This is a genomic window from Catenuloplanes indicus (assembly GCF_030813715.1).
GTDB classification, from domain to species: Bacteria; Actinomycetota; Actinomycetes; order Mycobacteriales; family Micromonosporaceae; genus Catenuloplanes; species Catenuloplanes indicus.
On the sequence record NZ_JAUSUZ010000001.1, the window covers coordinates 2,988,565 to 3,005,338 of the forward strand.

The 16,774-nt window shown below is 68.8% G+C and carries 19 protein-coding genes and 1 other RNA gene; 13 read left to right on the forward strand and 7 right to left on the reverse strand.

What is annotated here, in order from left to right:
* Positions 1–31: 31 nt before the first annotated feature.
* Positions 32–865 (reverse strand): alpha/beta fold hydrolase, encoded by an 834-nt coding sequence (locus tag J2S42_RS13325; RefSeq protein WP_307239039.1) that lies wholly within the window; start codon positions 863–865, stop codon positions 32–34.
* Positions 866–987: 122 nt separating this feature from the next.
* On the opposite strand from J2S42_RS13325, the gene J2S42_RS13330 reads away from it, so the two are divergent.
* The 4 genes from J2S42_RS13330 (at position 988) to J2S42_RS13345 (ending at position 4,291) form a co-directional block, all read left to right on the forward strand.
* On the forward strand, positions 988–1,563 hold the full coding sequence (locus J2S42_RS13330; RefSeq protein ID WP_307239041.1) for a TetR/AcrR family transcriptional regulator: 576 nt from the start codon (positions 988–990) through the stop codon (positions 1,561–1,563).
* Positions 1,560–2,312 carry a YqjF family protein gene (locus tag J2S42_RS13335; protein WP_307239043.1) on the forward strand — a complete coding sequence of 251 codons (753 nt, stop codon included), beginning with the start codon at positions 1,560–1,562 and terminating at the stop codon, positions 2,310–2,312. Before J2S42_RS13330 ends, J2S42_RS13335 begins: the two co-directional genes overlap by 4 nt.
* 10 nt (positions 2,313–2,322) lie before the next feature.
* Positions 2,323–3,081, forward strand: coding sequence for a class I SAM-dependent methyltransferase (locus J2S42_RS13340; RefSeq protein ID WP_307239045.1), 759 nt, complete (start codon positions 2,323–2,325; stop codon positions 3,079–3,081).
* Between the two features lie 79 nt (positions 3,082–3,160).
* Positions 3,161–4,291 carry an acyltransferase family protein gene (locus J2S42_RS13345; protein WP_307239047.1) on the forward strand — a complete coding sequence of 377 codons (1,131 nt, stop codon included), beginning with the start codon at positions 3,161–3,163 and terminating at the stop codon, positions 4,289–4,291.
* A 2-nt stretch (positions 4,292–4,293) separates the two neighbouring features.
* Here the strand turns inward: J2S42_RS13345 and J2S42_RS13350 are convergent, their stop codons facing one another.
* The 3 genes from J2S42_RS13350 to J2S42_RS13360 all read right to left on the reverse strand — a co-directional run bounded on the left by J2S42_RS13350 (position 4,294) and on the right by J2S42_RS13360 (position 5,870).
* Positions 4,294–4,974 carry a DUF2306 domain-containing protein gene (locus tag J2S42_RS13350; RefSeq protein ID WP_307239049.1) on the reverse strand — a complete coding sequence of 227 codons (681 nt, stop codon included), beginning with the start codon at positions 4,972–4,974 and terminating at the stop codon, positions 4,294–4,296.
* An 80-nt stretch (positions 4,975–5,054) separates the two neighbouring features.
* Complete coding sequence (locus tag J2S42_RS13355; protein ID WP_307239051.1) at positions 5,055–5,285, reverse strand: helix-turn-helix domain-containing protein; 231 nt, start codon at positions 5,283–5,285, stop codon at positions 5,055–5,057.
* A gap of 3 nt (positions 5,286–5,288) precedes the next feature.
* The gene (locus J2S42_RS13360; protein ID WP_307239053.1) at positions 5,289–5,870 is read right to left on the reverse strand and encodes a DUF2975 domain-containing protein; all 582 of its coding nucleotides are present in this window, start codon (positions 5,868–5,870) and stop codon (positions 5,289–5,291) included.
* Positions 5,871–5,928: 58 nt separating this feature from the next.
* Here J2S42_RS13360 and J2S42_RS13365 point away from each other — a divergent pair, with 58 nt between their 5' ends.
* The gene (locus J2S42_RS13365) at positions 5,929–6,300 is read left to right on the forward strand and encodes an esterase/lipase family protein (protein WP_307239055.1); all 372 of its coding nucleotides are present in this window, start codon (positions 5,929–5,931) and stop codon (positions 6,298–6,300) included.
* An 84-nt stretch (positions 6,301–6,384) separates the two neighbouring features.
* Positions 6,385–6,666 carry a hypothetical protein gene (locus J2S42_RS13370; RefSeq protein WP_307239057.1) on the forward strand — a complete coding sequence of 94 codons (282 nt, stop codon included), beginning with the start codon at positions 6,385–6,387 and terminating at the stop codon, positions 6,664–6,666.
* Positions 6,667–6,857: 191 nt separating this feature from the next.
* Here J2S42_RS13370 and J2S42_RS13375 read toward each other — a convergent pair whose 3' ends face one another.
* Positions 6,858–7,853 carry a hypothetical protein gene (locus J2S42_RS13375; RefSeq protein ID WP_307239059.1) on the reverse strand — a complete coding sequence of 332 codons (996 nt, stop codon included), beginning with the start codon at positions 7,851–7,853 and terminating at the stop codon, positions 6,858–6,860.
* A 165-nt stretch (positions 7,854–8,018) separates the two neighbouring features.
* Between J2S42_RS13375 and J2S42_RS13380 the strand changes: the two genes are divergently transcribed.
* From J2S42_RS13380 to J2S42_RS13395, 4 genes are all read left to right on the forward strand, one after another.
* Positions 8,019–8,483, forward strand: coding sequence for a MarR family winged helix-turn-helix transcriptional regulator (locus tag J2S42_RS13380; protein ID WP_307239062.1), 465 nt, complete (start codon positions 8,019–8,021; stop codon positions 8,481–8,483).
* 38 nt (positions 8,484–8,521) lie between these two features.
* An RNA gene (gene rnpB / locus J2S42_RS13385) (RNase P RNA component class A) lies at positions 8,522–8,928 on the forward strand.
* A 267-nt stretch (positions 8,929–9,195) separates the two neighbouring features.
* Entirely contained in the window at positions 9,196–9,537 is a 342-nt protein-coding gene (locus tag J2S42_RS13390) for a hypothetical protein (protein ID WP_307239064.1), read from the forward strand.
* Between the two features lie 683 nt (positions 9,538–10,220).
* Positions 10,221–11,057 carry a hypothetical protein gene (locus tag J2S42_RS13395; RefSeq protein ID WP_307239066.1) on the forward strand — a complete coding sequence of 279 codons (837 nt, stop codon included), beginning with the start codon at positions 10,221–10,223 and terminating at the stop codon, positions 11,055–11,057.
* Here J2S42_RS13395 and J2S42_RS13400 read toward each other — a convergent pair.
* Positions 11,054–11,581 carry a GNAT family N-acetyltransferase gene (locus J2S42_RS13400; RefSeq protein WP_307239067.1) on the reverse strand — a complete coding sequence of 176 codons (528 nt, stop codon included), beginning with the start codon at positions 11,579–11,581 and terminating at the stop codon, positions 11,054–11,056. The two genes, J2S42_RS13395 and J2S42_RS13400, sit on opposite strands and share 4 nt — an antisense overlap.
* Before the next feature lie 93 nt (positions 11,582–11,674).
* Between J2S42_RS13400 and J2S42_RS13405 the strand changes: the two genes are divergently transcribed.
* A complete protein-coding gene (locus J2S42_RS13405; protein ID WP_307239069.1) occupies positions 11,675–12,334 on the forward strand; it encodes an HAD family hydrolase in 660 nt (219 codons plus the stop codon).
* Here the strand turns inward: J2S42_RS13405 and J2S42_RS13410 are convergent.
* Positions 12,315–13,580: an NsdA family TPR-like regulatory protein gene (locus J2S42_RS13410; protein WP_307239071.1), complete on the reverse strand. Its 1,266-nt coding sequence runs from the start codon at positions 13,578–13,580 to the stop codon at positions 12,315–12,317. The two genes, J2S42_RS13405 and J2S42_RS13410, sit on opposite strands and share 20 nt — an antisense overlap.
* 1,566 nt (positions 13,581–15,146) lie before the next feature.
* Here J2S42_RS13410 and J2S42_RS13415 point away from each other — a divergent pair.
* Positions 15,147–15,878, forward strand: a complete 732-nt coding sequence (locus J2S42_RS13415) for a GntR family transcriptional regulator (RefSeq protein ID WP_307239073.1) — start codon at positions 15,147–15,149, stop codon at positions 15,876–15,878.
* Between the two features lie 166 nt (positions 15,879–16,044).
* Complete coding sequence (locus J2S42_RS13420; RefSeq protein ID WP_307239075.1) at positions 16,045–16,608, forward strand: hypothetical protein; 564 nt, start codon at positions 16,045–16,047, stop codon at positions 16,606–16,608.
* Positions 16,609–16,774: the final 166 nt, after the last annotated feature.

Genomic DNA, 16,774 nt, shown 5'->3' on the forward strand with positions numbered 1-16,774 from the left:
GCGAGCCGTACCCCCTTCGTCATGCGGTGGATCAGGAGCGCAGGAAGGCGAGCAGCGCCTCGTTCACCTCGTCCGCGTGCGTCCAGAGCAGACCGTGCGGCGCGCCCTCGATCTCGACGTAGGTGGCCTCCGGCAGCCGCTTGCGGAACTCGCGCGCGGTCGCGTCCACCGGCAGGATCCGGTCGCCGGTACCGTGCAGGATGAGCGCCGGAACGTCGATCTTCGGGATGTCGTCGCGGAAGTCGGTGAGCCAGGACGGGACGACCGCGCTGGACGCGAACCAGGACGCGCCCGCCGCCACGTTCCAGCTGTTGCGCAGCGCCTCCTCGGAGAGCCGGGTGCCGAGGTTCTCGTCGGTGTTGTAGAAGTCGCGGTAGAAGTCGGTGAAGTACTTGTACCGGTCCGCCTTCACGGCCGCGAGGATGCCGTCGAAGACCTCGCCGGGCACGCCGGGCTCGTTGTCCTCGGTCTTCAGCAGGAACGGCTCCAGCGACGCGAGGAACGCGGCCTTGGCGACGCGCGCCGAGCCGTACCGACTGAGGTAGCGGCCGACCTCGCCGGTGCCCATCGAGAAGCCGACCAGGACCACGTCGTTCAGGTCGAGCTTCTCCAGCACGGTGTTCAGGTCCGCGGCGAACGTGTCGTAGTCGTAGCCGGTGGTGGGCTGGCTGGACTGGCCGAAGCCGCGGCGGTCGTACGTGATGACCCGGTAACCCGCCTCGAGCAGCACCGCGGACTGCTTCTCCCAGGAGTGGCCGTCGAGCGGGTAGCCGTGGATCAGCACGACCGGCTGCCCGGTGCCGTGGTCCTCGTAGTACAGGTCGACGTCGGTGCTGTTCTCGGAATCGACGGTGATGTACGGCATCGCTCTCTCCGAATCCCTCAGTGCGGAGAACGGTCGTTCTCGGCTCTGTCACGTACTCTAGAGAACGCACGTTCTCACTGCCACCCGAGGCGGAGTGAGACGGACCACACGTAGGAGGGACGATGGCACCGACCGACGACGAAGTGCGCGAACTCGTACTGAACGCCGCCGACCGGCTGTACTACACCCGCGGCATCCAGGCCGTGGGCATGGACGCGTTGCGCACCGAGTCCGGCGTGCCGCTCAAGCGCCTCTACCGGCTGTTCCCAGCGAAGGAGGCGATCGTCGAGGCCGTACTGCGGCGCCGCCACGAGCGGTGGACACGGCGCTTCGACGACGCGGTCAACGGCACGCCGACCACGCGCGGCCGGCTTCTGGCCGTTTACGACGTGCTCGCCCACTGGTTCGACGAGGATGACTTCCGCGGCTGTCTCTTCATCAACGCGTTCGGCGAACTCGGTACGGCCTCGCCGCGCGTCGCGGAGATCGTCCGGGCACACAAGGCCGAGTGCCAGGCGCGTCTCGCGGAGCTGTGCGCGGCGGCCGGCGCACCCGCGTGGCTGGCCCCGCAGCTCGCCATCCTGTCCGAGGGCGCGCAGACCACGGCCGCGATCGCCGGGACGAACGCGGCGGCCGGACACGCCCGCGCGGCCGCGGTGACGCTGATCGACGCCGCATTGGGAGAGGAGGCCGCGTGACGCCCGAGGAGGTCACGTACACCAGCCCGCGTGCCGTCCGGCACTCGATCCTGGTGCAGCGGTGGCACGACCTGTCGTTCCTGCACTGGCCGGTGGACCCGGCCGAGGTCCGGCCGTTCCTGCCGCCGGGCACCGAGCCGGACACGTTCGACGGCGTCGCGTACGTCGGCCTGATCGGTTTCATGATGATCGGGCTCGGCCCGCTGAGCGGCCCCGGCCTGCCGTACCTGGGCACGTTCTGCGAGACGAACGTGCGGCTCTACTCCGTGGACGGGCAGGGCCGCCGCGCCGTGGTGTTCCGCTCGCTGGACGCGGCACGGCTGCTGCCGGTGCTGGTCGCGCGGGCGGTGTTCCGGCTGCCGTACAAGTGGTCGCGGATGTCGCTGCGCCGCGACGGTGACGTGTTCACGTACACCAACCACCGCCGCCGGCCCGGCCCCGGGCGCCCGCGCAGCCGGATGGTGGTGCGGGCCGGCGAGCCGATCGCGGAGCCGACGCCGCTGGAGCACTTCCTGTCCGCGCGCTGGGGCCTGCACGTGGACGCGTTCGGCCGCACGCTCCATCTGCCGAACGTGCATCCGCAGTGGCCACTGCACCGCGCGGAACTACTGGAACTCGACGACGACCTGGTCGCGGCGGCCGGCTTCCCGTCGATCTCCGGAGCGCCGGCCAGCGTGCTCTACTCCCCGGGCGTACCGGTGCGTTTCGGAACTCCCAACGCTGTCGACAGGACGTTCAGCGGTAACTAGTCTGACCGTCATGACTCCTTACACGTTCAACGGCCCGGCCTGGCAGGAGAGCTGGGACCGCCAGCAGGAGGCCTACCTCCCCGACCGTGAGGAGCGGTTCGCCGCGATGCTGGACGCGGTGGAGGCGGTCACCGAGTGGCCGGCGCCGCGCATCCTCGACCTGGCCGGCGGCACCGGTTCCATCTCGCTGCGCGCCCAGCGCCGGTTCCCCCAGGCGAACACGACGTTGCTCGACCTGGACCCGGTGACGCTGACCATCGCGCGCGCCACGCTGGACGAGCGGTCCACCGTCGTCACCGCCGACCTCCTCACGCCGAAGTGGACGGCAGCGTTGCCGCACCGGGACTACGACGCGGTGCTGGCCGCGACCGCGCTGCACTGGCTGACGCCGGAGCGGCTGACCGCGCTGTACGCGGAAATCCGCACCGTGCTGCGGCCGGGCGGCATCCTGGTCAACGCGGACTACATGCCGGACGACGGCCTGCCCGAGCTGTCCAAGCGGCTCGGCGACCGCGCCGACGCCCGCCGCGAGGCGCGCTACGCGGCCGGTGCCGTGCTGTCCTGGAGCGCCTGGTGGGAGCACGCGGGGACGGACCCGACGCTGGCGCCGCTGGTCGAGGAGCGCAACCGGCTCTTCCCGGGCGACCACCACCAGGAGTGGCTGCCGCCGGCGTCCTGGCACGTGCGGGCGCTGCGCGACGCCGGTTTCACCGAGGCCGGGCTGATCTGGCGCGGCGCGCAGGACGCCGCGGTCGCGGGCGTGCGCTGAGCCCAGGGGGTTCTCCCTACCCCAGGTTCGGGTGCCAGCTCCATCGATCTTGCTCGTCGTCGCCCATAGCGTCGACGCCATGCGACAGCGAGACCGATTCATCGACGGGCTGCGCGCCCTGGCCATCCTGGGCGTGGTCGGCGGGCACTGGCTGGTCGGCGCGCTGGTCGCGACGCCGGCCGGTGACCTGCGGATCGACAGCCCACTGCGGCACCTGGAGTGGTTGCAGCCGGCCACCTGGTTCCTGCAGATGCTGGGGCTGTTCTTCCTGGTCGGCGGCTACACGAGCGCGCAGGGGCTGCGCCGTGCACGGGCGGCCGGCGAGACGGACACCGGGTGGGTACGCCGCCGGCTGTGGCGGATCGGCCGGCCGGTCCTCGCCGCCACGGTGATCCTGGCCGTGGCGCTGCCGCCGCTGCGGATGCTCGGCGTGATCGGCGCCGGCACCGCGTGGAACACCGCGGTGCTGTTCGTGCAGCCGCTGTGGTTCATGGCCGTGTACGCGGTGATCACCGCGCTGACGCCGCGGTTGCTCCGGCTCGACCGGCACGCCGGTCTGCGCGCGGTGCTGGCGTTCGCCGCGGCCGTCGCCGTGGTGGACCTGCTCCGCTTCGGCCCGGCCGCCGAACCGGCCGCGGTCGGATACCTCAGCGTGCTGCCGGCCTGGTGCTTCGCGTACCAGCTCGGTATCGCCTGGTCGGCCGGGCGGGTCGACCGGCGCGTCGCGGCCGGTCTGCTGGTGGGCGGCCTGACCGTGTTCGTGGTGCTGATCGCGGTGCTGGACTACCCGGTGAGCATCGTCAGCGTGCCCGGCGCCGTCCGCTCCAACTCCAACCCGCCGTCGCTGCTGGTTCCGGCGCTGGCCGCGATCCAGGCCGGCGCCGCGCTGCTGCTGCGCGACCGGATCGAGCGGTTCCTGCACCGCCCCAGGGTCTGGGCCGCGGTGACCGTGCTGAACCTGAGCGCGATGAGCGTGTTCTGCTGGCACCACGTGGCGCTGGTCGGCGTCTCCGAGCTGGCCCGCCGGCTCGGCACGCTGCCCGGCCTCGGTGACGTGCCCGCGGACGCCGGCTGGGTCCTCTCCCGTCTCGCCTGGTACCCGGTGCTCGCGCTGGTCCTGGCCGGCATCGTGGCGCTGGTCCGCCGGTACGAGCACCCGGTCCCGGCCGCGCTGCCCCGCGCGGCGGCCATCCGTGAGCAGAACATCTAGCGCTACTGCGCGACGTTCTCCAGCCGCTTGCGCCGGGCCACTGGCGCGAGCATGCGCTGGACGATGAAGTACTCCGCGATGATCGCGTTGCCGAACAGCGACGCCCACGCGCTGGACGCGTAGATCTGCGGGTACTCCCAGCCCATCGGGTCCATCAGCTGCAGCCCGATCAGCTGGTAGAGCCGCAGCGTCACCGCGGCGAACGTGAGCGCGTAGTTGCGGACCATCCAGATCCGGTGCAGCTGCACCTCGCCGCGCCGGATCGTGCGGTACGCCATCACGCCGGTGTAGAGCCACGCCGCGATCAGCATGAAGAACGCGACCTGCAGCGTCAGGCCGCTCTCGGTCACCACCGAGGAGTAGACGGCCGCCAGCGACGCGATCAGCACGGAGATCAGGTACACCCGCCCGGCGATCCGGTGCGCCCGCGGGAAGCGCACCCGCAGCGGCGTCACGAACTGGAACGGGCCGATGACCAGCGCGAGCCCGGCCGGCATCGCGTGGATCACCAGGCTGACGTAGTAGCCCGGGATCGACCGGTTGAGGCCCGGCACCGTGGTGCCCCCGACCATGTACGGCGGCACGAAGACGGCGGCGATGGCGAGCGCCGACAGCGTCAGCAGACTCCACAGCACCCACCACCAGCGGCGGCGGACCTCCCGGGACATCGTTACAGCGGACACGCGGACTCCCATATCTTCCCGGCTGATCAACGGGTCGATCCTGCGGCGGCCGCACGTGCCCACGCGTCGGCATCGGCTGCCTAACCCGGCGCTTTCCGTACCGTGAACAGGTCGGCGGGCTGGCAGTCGAGCGCGTCGCAGAGCGCGGTGAGCGTGCTGAACCGGACCGCGCGGGCCCGCCCGTTCTTCAGGATCGACAGGTTCGCCAGCGTGATGCCGACCCGGTCGGCCAGCTCGGTCAGCGTCATGCCGCGCGCCGCGAGCAGCGCGTCGATGTGCACGTCGACCCGGTGTTCCTCCTCCGGCGGCACGGGTCAGACCACCTGGTCCAGCTCGGCCCGGAGCACCGCGCCGCGCCGCAGCACCTCGCCGACCGCGAGAAGACCGAACCCGATCAGGAGCCACCAGAAGTGGTACGTCACGGTCAGTGCCCGGAACTCGCCGTAGACAAGCGTGGACGCGAGCGCGCCGGAGCCCGTCTCCAGCGTGTCCGCGACCAGGCCGCCCACCAGCGTGACCAGGCCCAGCCGGCGCAGCCGTCCCGCGATGCCCGGGACGAACGGGTCGGTGCGCCGGGCCGCCCGCACGATCCGCCACAGCGACACGACGACCAGAAGCCCCAGCAGGTACGACGGGGCGCCCTGGGCCAGGTGCGCGAGCCGCTCGGCCCAGCCCGGGTCCGCGACCGCCACGTCCGCGGCGCCGCCGTCCGCCCGCGTCACGCCGGCCGGCAGTCCGGAGATCGCGGTCTCCCCCGTGGTGACGATGGTCAGCTCGACCGCGTCCGTCACGCCCGCGTAGATCACCGTACCGACGCCGGCCAGCGCGCCGAGTACGGCGCCGGCACCGAGCGCGGTCTGCAGCTCCCCGAGCCAGTCCCGCTGTGCGTTGATCATGATCCGCCTCCCCGCTTATCGAAAAACAATATATTGATAATCGATAAGCGGGCGGCCGTTGTCAAGGGCCGGCCACCCGTGGTGCGCGGTCACACCGCCCGGCTACGCGCTCGGCGACATCCAGATCACGGCCGAGTACGTGGTGCACGCGATCCGGCACGCGTACGCGGTCAGCGGGCGCCGGATCGCGATCGCCGGGCACAGCCAGGGCGGGTTGGACGCCCGCTTCGCGCTGCGGTTCTGGCCGGACACCCGGGCGATGGTCGCCGACCACGTCTCGCTCGGCTCACCGCACCACGGCAGCACGGGCAACGACCGGAACTTCCCGCCGGGTACGCCCGGGCCGGCCGCGCTGCTGCAGATGCGCACGACCGCGGCGCTGATCGAGGCGGTCGACTCCGGCCGTGAGACGTTCCCGGGCATCTCCTAGACCACCATCGCCACCCGCTACGACCAGTACGTCACGCCGGTCTCCACGGCCGCGCTGCGCGGCCGCTCGGTCACGAACGTCGTCGTGCAGGACGTCTGCCCGGCGAACACGGTCGAGCACGTCGGGCTGGGCACGGCGGATCCGGTCGCCTACGCGCTGGTGATGGACGCGGTCCGGCACGACGGACCGGCACGCCCGGGACGGCTGGCGGCGGACGTGTGCATGCGGGCGTTCATGCCCGGGGTGGACCCGGCCACGTACGAGCGGCGGTTCCCGGAGACGAACGCGGCGATCGTCGCCAACCTGAGCACGGCAACACCGGTGACCGAGGAACCACCGCTCAAGCCGTACGTCCTCGCCCGCTGACCCGCCCGAGTGCCGGGGCGCGGCCGGTGCCGCGCCCCGGTACGGGACTGGCGGGTTCGTGGTGACCACTCGGATGCCGGCTCCGACGCGGCGGCCGAGCGGCGGCGGAGGCCGCCGCGGGTTTGCCCGCGGGAGCATGCGGGCCGCACCACGCCGGGAGCGGGAAGAGCGAGTCCTGGATCTCGGGTCTTTCAGTCCTGGTTGGCGACCCGGGCGCGGCCGACCGCGGGGCGGTTGACGGTGGCGCGGCCGGCGGGGCGACCGGTGGACCTCGGCGTGGTGCCGGCCGGGCGGCGGCTCAGCGGCGTGCCGCCGGTAACCACCGTCGGCGGGACGCGGGTGTCAAGCTCGTCCGCCGCCGGGTCAGTGGGCTCGCCCGCCGTCGGCTCGGTGGACGCGGCGGCAGCGGTTGCGACACCGCTCACCGGCGCGACGGCGGCCGCAACCGGCGCCGCGGCCGTCACGGGTGCGGCGCTCGTGGGGAATTCGTCCGGCGTGCCGGCCGGCGCGTCGAGGCCGTCGAGCTCGGGCTGCACCTCGGCCGGGGACTCGCGGAACGGGCGGATCTCGCCGGTGAGCAGGCCGGCGTCGCGGGCGGCCGCGTGCCAGCGGAGGCTCTTCATGCCGGTGGTCGCGGCCGTCGCGGCCTCGACGATGCCGACCGCGAGCGCGGCCACCGCGACCGTGGCCGCGGGCAGGTGACCGGCGAGCGCACCCGCACCGGCGGCCAGCGCGGCCGGCAGGTAGACCGCGGCCCGGGCGCCGACCCGGCTACGGAGACCGCGCCGGGTCGCGGTGGTGACGTCCGCGGCCGCGATCAGCGACAGCACGACGGTGACCGTGATCGCGAGCGGCGTGCCCGCGCCGATCAGTCCACGCAGCACCACCAGCGCGCCGATCAACGCGACCGCGGTGGCCACCCTCGCGGGCAGGCGCCGGGCCGGTGTCGCCGCCCGCGGGTCGGTCAGCAGGTCCGAGACGCGGCAGAACGCGACGCCGAGCAGCCACATGCCGACGAAGACCCCGCCCCAGAGATCCACGGTCGCCGGCCACAGCGCGACGACCAGGCCGAGCGTCGCCGACAGCCCGCCGAAACTGATCCCCATCCACCAGGCGAGGAGTTCGCGGACCTGGCCGCCCAGGTAGGCGGCCTCGTGGCGGGCGTGGGTGACCAGTTCGTGGGGCATGTCCGGACCAACCTCCGTTTCGGCGTGACGGATACTGCTTTACCCACGAGACCGGGCACACACCCGAGGACGCATCAACCCTTCGACTGATGCGACGGATTTCACAGGAAGGTCTCAGGAAGCTCTACGATGGGCTCCGGATTTCGGTGCAGTCAGGATGGGGCGATGGACGACAGCGGCGACGACGTGCTCGGCACCATCGAGACCGAGATCGCGCTGCTCATGCGCATGGGTGAGGCCACCCGCCGGGCCCTCCCGGTGGAGCCGTACCGCGCACTCGACCGCGCCGCCTACGTTATCCTCCGCCAGCTCGCCGAGGCCGGCCCCACGAACGTCTCCGCGCTCGCCGCCCGCCTCAACCTGGACGGCTCCACCATCACCCGCCAGGTCTCCGCCATGCAGCGCGCCGGCCTGGTCACCCGCTCCCCCGACCCGGCCGACGGCCGCGGCACGCTCATCTCCCCCACCGAGCACGGCCTGCACTGCGTCTCCGTCGTCCGCGCCGCCCGCCGCGACCTCTACGGCCAGATCCTCGCCGACTGGAACGCCACCGACCGCGCCACCCTCGCCACCCTCATGCACCGACTGAACGTGTCACTCTCCGCACACAAACCCACCGCGCGCAACTGAGCACCCCCCACGGTTTGTAGGATGCTGCTTGCGATGAGCGAGTCGGCCGGGCGGTCGCGTTGATGACTCCCCGGAGTCATCGCCGAGGAACGTCCGGACTCCACAGGGCAGGGTGGTTGCTAACGGCAACCCGGGGCGACCCGCGGGACAGTGCCACAGAAAACAGACCGCCGCCACGGCACACCATGGCGGTAAGGGTGAAACGGTGGGGTAAGAGCCCACCAGCACCCCGGGCGACCGGGGTGGCTCGGTAAACCCCACCCGGAGCAAGGCCAAAAGGGCTCCCGCCGCAAGGCGGAACCTGCGCAGGCGTTCGAGGGCTGCCCGCCCGAGCCTGCGGGTAGGCCGCTCGAGCCCGCCGGCAACGACGGGCCTAGATGGATGACCGCCACCAGCGGCTGCACGCCGCCGGCTACAGAATCCGGCGTACACGCCGACTCGCTCATCGCCTTCCTGATCAAGCCAGTGGATCAGGCCACTGAGCTGCCGTTTCTCCGGTTGATGTTGGCCAGCCTTGGTCAACAAATGTCGCCATCTGACGGCCCAGGGACGGCCCAGACGACACTCTCACGGCCCAGAGACGGCCCAGGAAGTCCTGAGTGGACAGTCAAGAACAGAGATCTTGACGGAGGTACGTCGGGCACCACGCGGGTAGGTCTGCGGCCCAGATCCGCCATCCGCCGGAGTCCTTCCGAGTCTCGAAGGTCCACGGGTGCGCCTCGCCTCGCATGCGGTTGAAGCCGTTGCCGCCGGCACTCCAGAGCGGGGCCACCCCGGCGGTGACGGCGGCCTGGTCCGCACGCACGTCACGGTCACGGAACGCACCGAAGTCGAACTCAAGCCTTACCGGACGCTCGGGGTGGTTGAGATCGTCGGAGTACGAACGCCACTGGTTCAGCAGTTCGTCACGGTGACGCTCGGTGAGAACGCGGGCAAGGCCGGTCTCGTTGTCTGCCTGGAGCGCGTAGAGGTAGACGTTGACGGCGGCCGTGGGGCTGGCTTCGCCTCGGCCCGCGGCGATCGTCTCGCGTACGAACCAGGTGAGCGGGATTGATCCCGCCGCGCAGATGAGCGCGAGAGGAACGACCAGGAGCAGCCAGCCCGAGCGTCTTGCGCGGCGCTTCTGCGGGAGCGCAATTCCAGGGGCGGAAGTGAGCGGGTATGGGGCTCCTTGACTGCGGCGCAAGCCGCAGCTCGCCCCTGCCTGACTGTCCCGTCCGCCGTCGACCCACCCTCCGGGGTGCAGGCCGGCGCCGGGACCGCCACCACGCTGGAACCGCAAGCGACCCACCCAAGCTGGCGGTCCCGGCGCCGGCCTGCTCGGCTCTGCCTGGGTCGACGGTGGGCGGGGCAGTCAGGCTCCCCCTGGACCAGCCACGGACCGCAGGCCACCCGGCTTTTGCTGCCCCGGAGTCAGAGGCCCCCGCCGGAGGCGCCTTTGACCTCGCCCTTGCCAGACGCCATAGGCGCGGCCCTCCCGGCGGCAGTCGGCGACTTCCCGCCCCGGTGCCGCAGGCAACCGGGGCGGCTTGCCGCCGGCCGGGCTCGCCGCGCCGCGCGCCGCAGGCGCGCCTTGATCCCAAACAGACCAATTCGGCAGTATCGCCCTCTTGATTGCCCGCCCACGTTCCAGGCTAGCCAGACGGTATCGAGCTAAACGAGTGTTCAGGAGAAACTTTACCGCCCTGCCGACATCGACAGATGATAGCCCTTGCCCTCGTAGACCATAATGGAGCCGTGTCGGATCAACATGATGCAGCGGCATCTCAACCTCATGGCGACGACCCTTATTTTCTTGCGCCGATACGTCGACGATGGATTGATTTGCTCGTTCTTCTGCCACTAATGTCAGGCCTGCTTACCGCTCTGCAAGTCTGGCAGTTCGCAGAAGGAGACTCCACAACCGTTCGATTTTTAGTTAAGACCTTAAACATTCAGACCGCACTTTTCATCCACTTGACTCCTGTCGTTCTTGCCATAATTTTCTATTTCTGCCTGGTCTATCAGATAAATTACGCCATCGTGGTCGCCAAGTCGCTATTTCCGAATCGCTTGACCCTCTTGGGGTCCATTAGTCAGCCGCAGTACGCCCGATCGACACTACTTCTACTTCCAACGGTCGCACTATTATTGACTACGGCAATCACGCTTCCAATATTTATAGTTTTGACCTGCTTTGGATACGCGGCAATACAATACGGCGGGCGCATCCTTTTGAGTCGACGCGGTATCAAACCTGGAGCCAGCGACTTCGCGTTGATGGCCTTGCAGCTGGGCATGGTGCTTTTCTTCGCCCATTACATGGAGGCGCAACCATGGCTTCCCGCAGAGACGGCTCTTGTAGGCGTGCCAGCGAAGGGCTCTGTGATCTACGTCCTGGAATCCACCGATGGGCATACCACATTCCTGGATGCTCATAACGGGAAAGTAAGCACACTCCCGAATCTTTTGGTACAAAATCGCGCGGCTTGCGATGACAACCCTAGCAGCTCATGGTGGGAGAAACGTTCGATATCGTTTCTACCTCGCGGCAGCACAGGGGTTGGTCACCAACCAGCATGCCCAGGACTCTAGTCGGTCGAAAGCAAAGAGTAGAGAAGAGAGTCGCGCCACGAGCCATTAGTGAAGACATGATCCCTAAGCCTTCCTTCATATTTCATGCCAACTTTTCGCGCGATAGCCAAAGACGCTGCATTGTTTGGACCTATGGCGGCAGTAATTCGGCGCAGGGCAAGCTGGTCGAAGCCAAAATTGATCAGTATATGAACAGAATCGGTAGCGTAGCCACATCCCCACTGATCCGCATTGACGGCATATCCGATCTTTGCCGCCCTGACGCCTCCGAGCGCAAGTCGGGTAAACCCGATCAGCTTGTCGTCACCGCGAGTTACGGCCAAATAGAATTCATTACGCGCATGATGTCTCGATCGCTCGATAGCGCCAGCCACCATTTCGATGGATTGTTCCATGGTGCGACTGTCGAAGGACAGGTACTGAGTGACCCGATCGTCGCCGACGATGGCGTGCACGTCGGCAGCGTCGTCTTCGCGGAATTCGCGCAGCGTGACAACGCGGCCAGTGAGAGTTACTGGGTGCATGGTTTGATTTTGGCCTATCTAGGCGAAGCTGCCCATAGAAGCCACAGTGCAAGCACGTGACGCCGCCGGCCGTTGAGACGTAGGCTCTACGCCATGATTCGAGCGGCCGTCTTCGATGTTGGTGAGTGCCTGGTTAACGAAGGCCGGGAGTATGGGACCTGGGCTGACTGGCTTGGAGTGCCCCGACATACGTTCTCAGCGGTCTTCGGTGCGGTGGTCGCGCAGGGCCTCGACTATCGCGACACGTTTCAAGTGTTCCGGCCTGGTTTCGACCTAGCGGAGGAACGAGAGAAGCGGACAGCGGCGGGCAAGCCAGAGTGGTTCGGAGAAGATGATCTCTACGCCGATGTTCGGCCCACTCTTAGCACGCTGCGGGCTGATGGGCTCTGGGTCGGCATCGCCGGGAATCAGACGGTTCGTGCTGGCCGGTTGCTGCGTGGCTTGGACCTCCCGAGCGACCTAATCGCGACATCAGATGACTGGGGGGTGTCGAAGCCTGACCCGGCGTTCTTCGAGGCGGTAGCGAAGGAGATGCCCTGCGGGCCGGAGGAGGCGTTGTATGTCGGGGATCGGCTGGACAACGACATCCGGCCCGCGGTGGAGGTGGGGTTCAAGACGGCCTTGATCAAGCGAGGGCCATGGGCGACGATTCAGCAGCTCGATCCGGACGCGGCGCGGTTGCCGACGTTCCGGATCGATTCGCTGGCGGAGCTGCCGGGGCTCATCGCGGAGTTCAACGCCGCAGAGCGCTGAGGGTGGTCTGCCAGCCGTAAAGACGATCGTCCAGGCGGCGAACGGCGTCGGTGTCGGCCCAGGGCTGGAGCGCTTGGCGGACTTCCCGTATGCGCTCCATGCCCGTGGCATACCAGGTGAGAGCGAGTTGATCGAGGGTCTCCTCGGCGCGGGCGCACGCGGCCTCGGGATTCTTCTCGGCGGCTTCGACGGCTGCGAGATCTCCGAGGATGACCGTGCGTTGCTTACCCTCGGCGGCGGGGAGGGCGGCCAGCGCTGCCGTCAGAGTGTTGCGGGCCTGGGCGTACCGCTTGGCCTTGAGTTCGGTGTTGCCCTTGAAGGCGGCGAGACGAACCGGGGAGAACCAGGTGAACCACTCGGGCGACTCGTGGTCGGAGCCGGCGGCGAGGGTCGCTTCAGCGTGGTCGATGGCGCGCAGGCCTTCGATGGGGTGACCGCAGCGGGCCTCGCACTCGGCTTCGACAGCGTCGATCCAGGCCACGAACTCGGCTGACGCGGGGCCACGCCGAGCATAAGCACGGGCGGCGCGGATGCGTTCACTGGCGTCGTCGCGGCGGTTGGACCAGCCGGGGATGAAGGCGGCGTGGGCAAGAATGGCGGCACCAAGGATCGGGTCGTCTGCCTCGCCTGCGGCCTGGAGGGCGCGGACGAAGGAAGCATCTGCCTCTTCCGGCTGACGCAGGTCGAAGAACTCGATGCGGCCGGCCAGAAGCAGCGATTCGCCCAACGCGGTGGCGAGGACCCGGCGGGCGATGCCGTGGGTTTCGGTGAGCAGGTGCAGGCCTAGCCGGGTGTGCTCGACCACAGTGGGGTGCAGGTGGTCCGGCTTCACGCTCCAGTAGAGACGGCGATGCGCGACGGTGATGCTGGCGTAGTCGGCGCCGATGGTCGCCGGCTGGAGCGACGTGGTCGCCTGCGGAAGCGGCATCGCGGGGGCCACCGAGTTGGGCGCAGACTGCGGCGGTGACTCAGAGGCCGGCGCACCCGAGGGCTGCCACGGTGCCGTGAAGCCGAGCTGCTCGATCGGGAGCTGAAGTACGTGCGTCAAGAGGCGCTGGTGGTCGGCGCGCGGCCACGGTGGCGCTGGGGACTCCCAACGGCGGACCTGCCGAACGCTGACCTCCATACGACCGAGCCCAATGCGTGGGGCGGTCTGGGTCAAGGCGTCGGCGAACGCCTGCTGGGAGGCGTAGCCGGCGTGCTGGCGGGCGGCCTTGAGCCGCGTGTTGCCAGTCGGGCGGGTCATGGTTTCCTCCTAGACTCAGCGGTCCTTACGGTCATCCAAGTATGGACATCGGGCGGCCTTCATAACGAGGACCATAGCGAAAGGCCCTTCAAAAGTCCTCTTTAGGTCCTCATCACGTCCTTCGATTAGTCCACCGCTTCGGACAAGCTCGTTCTATGAGCGACGAGGGCGCGGCACCTTCAACCACTGCTGACACAGCATCTTCGGCAGTGCTGCTGGGTGCCCCCGGCAGAGCCGAGGGTTCCGCCGCCCGCCGCAAGTGCGCTGCCTGTGAAGGACGCGGCTGGAAGCTGACCACCAGCCTCCGAGTCCTTCCGGTCGCCGAGCACTCGGTGGCCATGCCCCGCCGCGACTGTCTCGACTGCGGTGGGACAGGCACCGGGCGCACCGAGCGGCGCCTAGCTCATCGCTCATGAACAGCGCCGGGGCAGGTTTGGCAAGAGCCTGTCTCGGCGTCACCCAAGCCGCGACGAGTGGGCGGTGCGGGTGCGAGGCGCTGATCGACCGCCTCGTGATTGGGCGCCGGGGCGGGAAACAGGAGAGCCCGCCCCGGCGCTGCCCAAATCCGCACCCGTAACGGCAGGTGCGGCATCGAAGGTGCGTGTTGAGCGCACCTCGTGATCAGGCGCCGGGACGGCGCCCGTCCCCTCCTGGCTCGCAACAGAAGGGAGAGGGAGAGTTCCTCGCCGTCCCGGTGCCGCCACGCGGAAGAGAGGACGAATCCATGGACGCGTCTCTGCCAGCCGCCGCGGCCGGCGTAGTACCCGAGCCGCCGGAGAGTGTCGCTGACCGACTGATGTGGCAGTTGTCGTGGCGTTTGCTGGCCGACCACGTGCAGGGCGCGGACGGGTTCTGCGTGGTGTGCCGACCGTGGGCTGTCGCGCCGTGCCGTGTCCGGTATCTCGCGCTGGCAGGGCTCCGCGCCAGTACCTCCGGCCGTTGCGGCGACACGCGATCCCGGCGAACGCCGGCGCGCGGACGCGCATCCGTTCCGCGGGCGGGGCGGTCGCGGTGACCGGCGAGGCGGTGCCGCCGCCGCTGGTAGCTGTCGGGGACGTGGTCACCGTTCCCGAGGCGGACTACTGCTACGGCCGTGGCAGGTTGCGTATGCGGGTAACCGGAGTTGACGCCGGGTCGGTGCCGGTTGGCCAACTGGAGTGGGTACGGCTGCTTGGGGTACCGCTGTACGAACGCGGCAACGAAGGACCGGAGCGCGAGGCACTGATACGGGTCGATGCACTCCGCCGGCATCCACCCGAGCGAGCGTAGCTCACGTTGGCGAGCAGCGGCCTTTACCCGCCCGAGTTGGATCCGCTGCACACCGGCTTGTGGGAGGACGGCGACCGGTTGCGCTGCAGCTGCGGGAAAGAGATGCCCTGCCCCGTTGTCACCAAGCTGATGGCGGATGAAGACCACGGATGGAAGGAACTCGGGCGGCCCGGCAAGCGGCCGACCAGAGAGCTGTGACCAGGCGCTCCGTTCTTGGGCTTGCCGGGACGTAAGAAGTTCTGTTTATCTACTCGGTAAGACAAGTGGTCGTCTCTACAGGTCAGGTAGGTGGGTCGGGTGCCGATCGAGGTCACTCCGCCGAAGTACATCCGGATCATCAACGCGCTTCAGGAGCGGATCGAGGATGGCACCTACCCGGTCGGCGCCACACTGCCCAGCGAAACCAAGCTGATCGACGAGTTCGACGTGTCCCGACCGACCGTTGTGCGGGCACTGGAGATCATGCGGCAACAGGGCTGGATCGACGCCCAACATGGCAAGGGCCGCACCGTGCGGGGCAAACCGGCGAGCGGCACCCGGACCCTGCCGGCCCACACGGCAGCACTCCTGGACGCGTCCGAGATCGGCGCAGTCACCGTACTGGAGGCCGGGGCAGTCGTTGTCCCGCCTCGTGCGGCGGCGGCGCTTGGATTGCGCGACGGGTCGGCCGCGATTGCGAGGCGTCGACTGATGCGGGTTGACGGCGTCGGCCCGGTCGAGCTGTCCACGGTCTACGTGCCGGTGGAGCTGGCCTCCGGAACTGGGGTGGGGGAACTTCACCCACTGAGTGAAGGGCTCCTTCCGCATCTGGCAGTCCGAAAGTCGGTCGATTTCGACCACGTGGTGGAGCGGGTGTCCGCGCGTATCTCGACGGCTGGTGAAACCCGCCTGCTGGAACTGCCGAAGAGGGATGCGGTTCTGACGGTGTTGCTGACGATCTTCGATGCGAGCGGAGCGGCCATGCTCGCGATCGACATGGTGCTTCCGGCTAGCCGCCACGAACTTGAGGACGTCTTCCCGCTGCGCTGAGTTGTCGCCGAGTCCCCGTCATCCGGGCGGAACGCGGCAATCACTCGGCGAAGCGCGCCGACGAGGCCGGTCCTCACGGATGCCTCCGATGACCGGTCGGCCGCCGGCTTCCTCCTGGTTGTCGGTGAACTTGCGCCATCGGAGTTCAGCGACAGAAGGGGAGTTGATGGAAGGACCGAGAGGCGCTGCGGGCGGCTTCCGCGTCAACGAGTTCGGTGAGCGCGAGTCGCGCATCTTCGTAGTGCGGCCGGAATACATCGAAGGTACGGCGGTGCGCGGCTGGCTGATGTTGGCGCAGGGCTGCACGTCCCCGTTGGTGATCCTGGAATCGGAGGATCGAGACTCGCGGAACAGGCGTGCGCTGCTGCCGAACCTCGCGCGCGGGACGGTAGAGATCTTGGCGGCGTTGAGCCGGCTGCGCTCAGCCGGCCGCGGGCTGATTGCGGGCGGCGACCATCCCGGCTGGTGTGCGCAGCAGGAACGGGAAGGCGAACCGCACCGGTCGCGCGAGCTGGTGGCAAGCCTTCCGCACAGCGGCAGCACCGTCTCCGCGCGGCTGATACACGGCAGGCATCACACCACGAATCTGCCGTCCACGTTCATCGACTTGAACGACTGCGACGAGGTTCTCGCCTGGCCACCGATCACGGCCGGCCAGCATGACGCGCTCGTTGACGAGTTGTCGGCACTCCTGGACTTCAGAGCGACGTTCGCTGAGCTGGCCGCGTAACCCGATCGGGGCAGGGGGAGCGACACGAACCATCTTGGTCGATTAAGTTTATCCGCGCGGACCGCACGACCGGAAGCGGGCGGTAGGTACTGCGCTCGCTAGTTGGAGCGGTAGCTGAGCGCAAGCACGCTCGGCACTCCTGCGCCCGTCCGTGCCGGAACGCCAT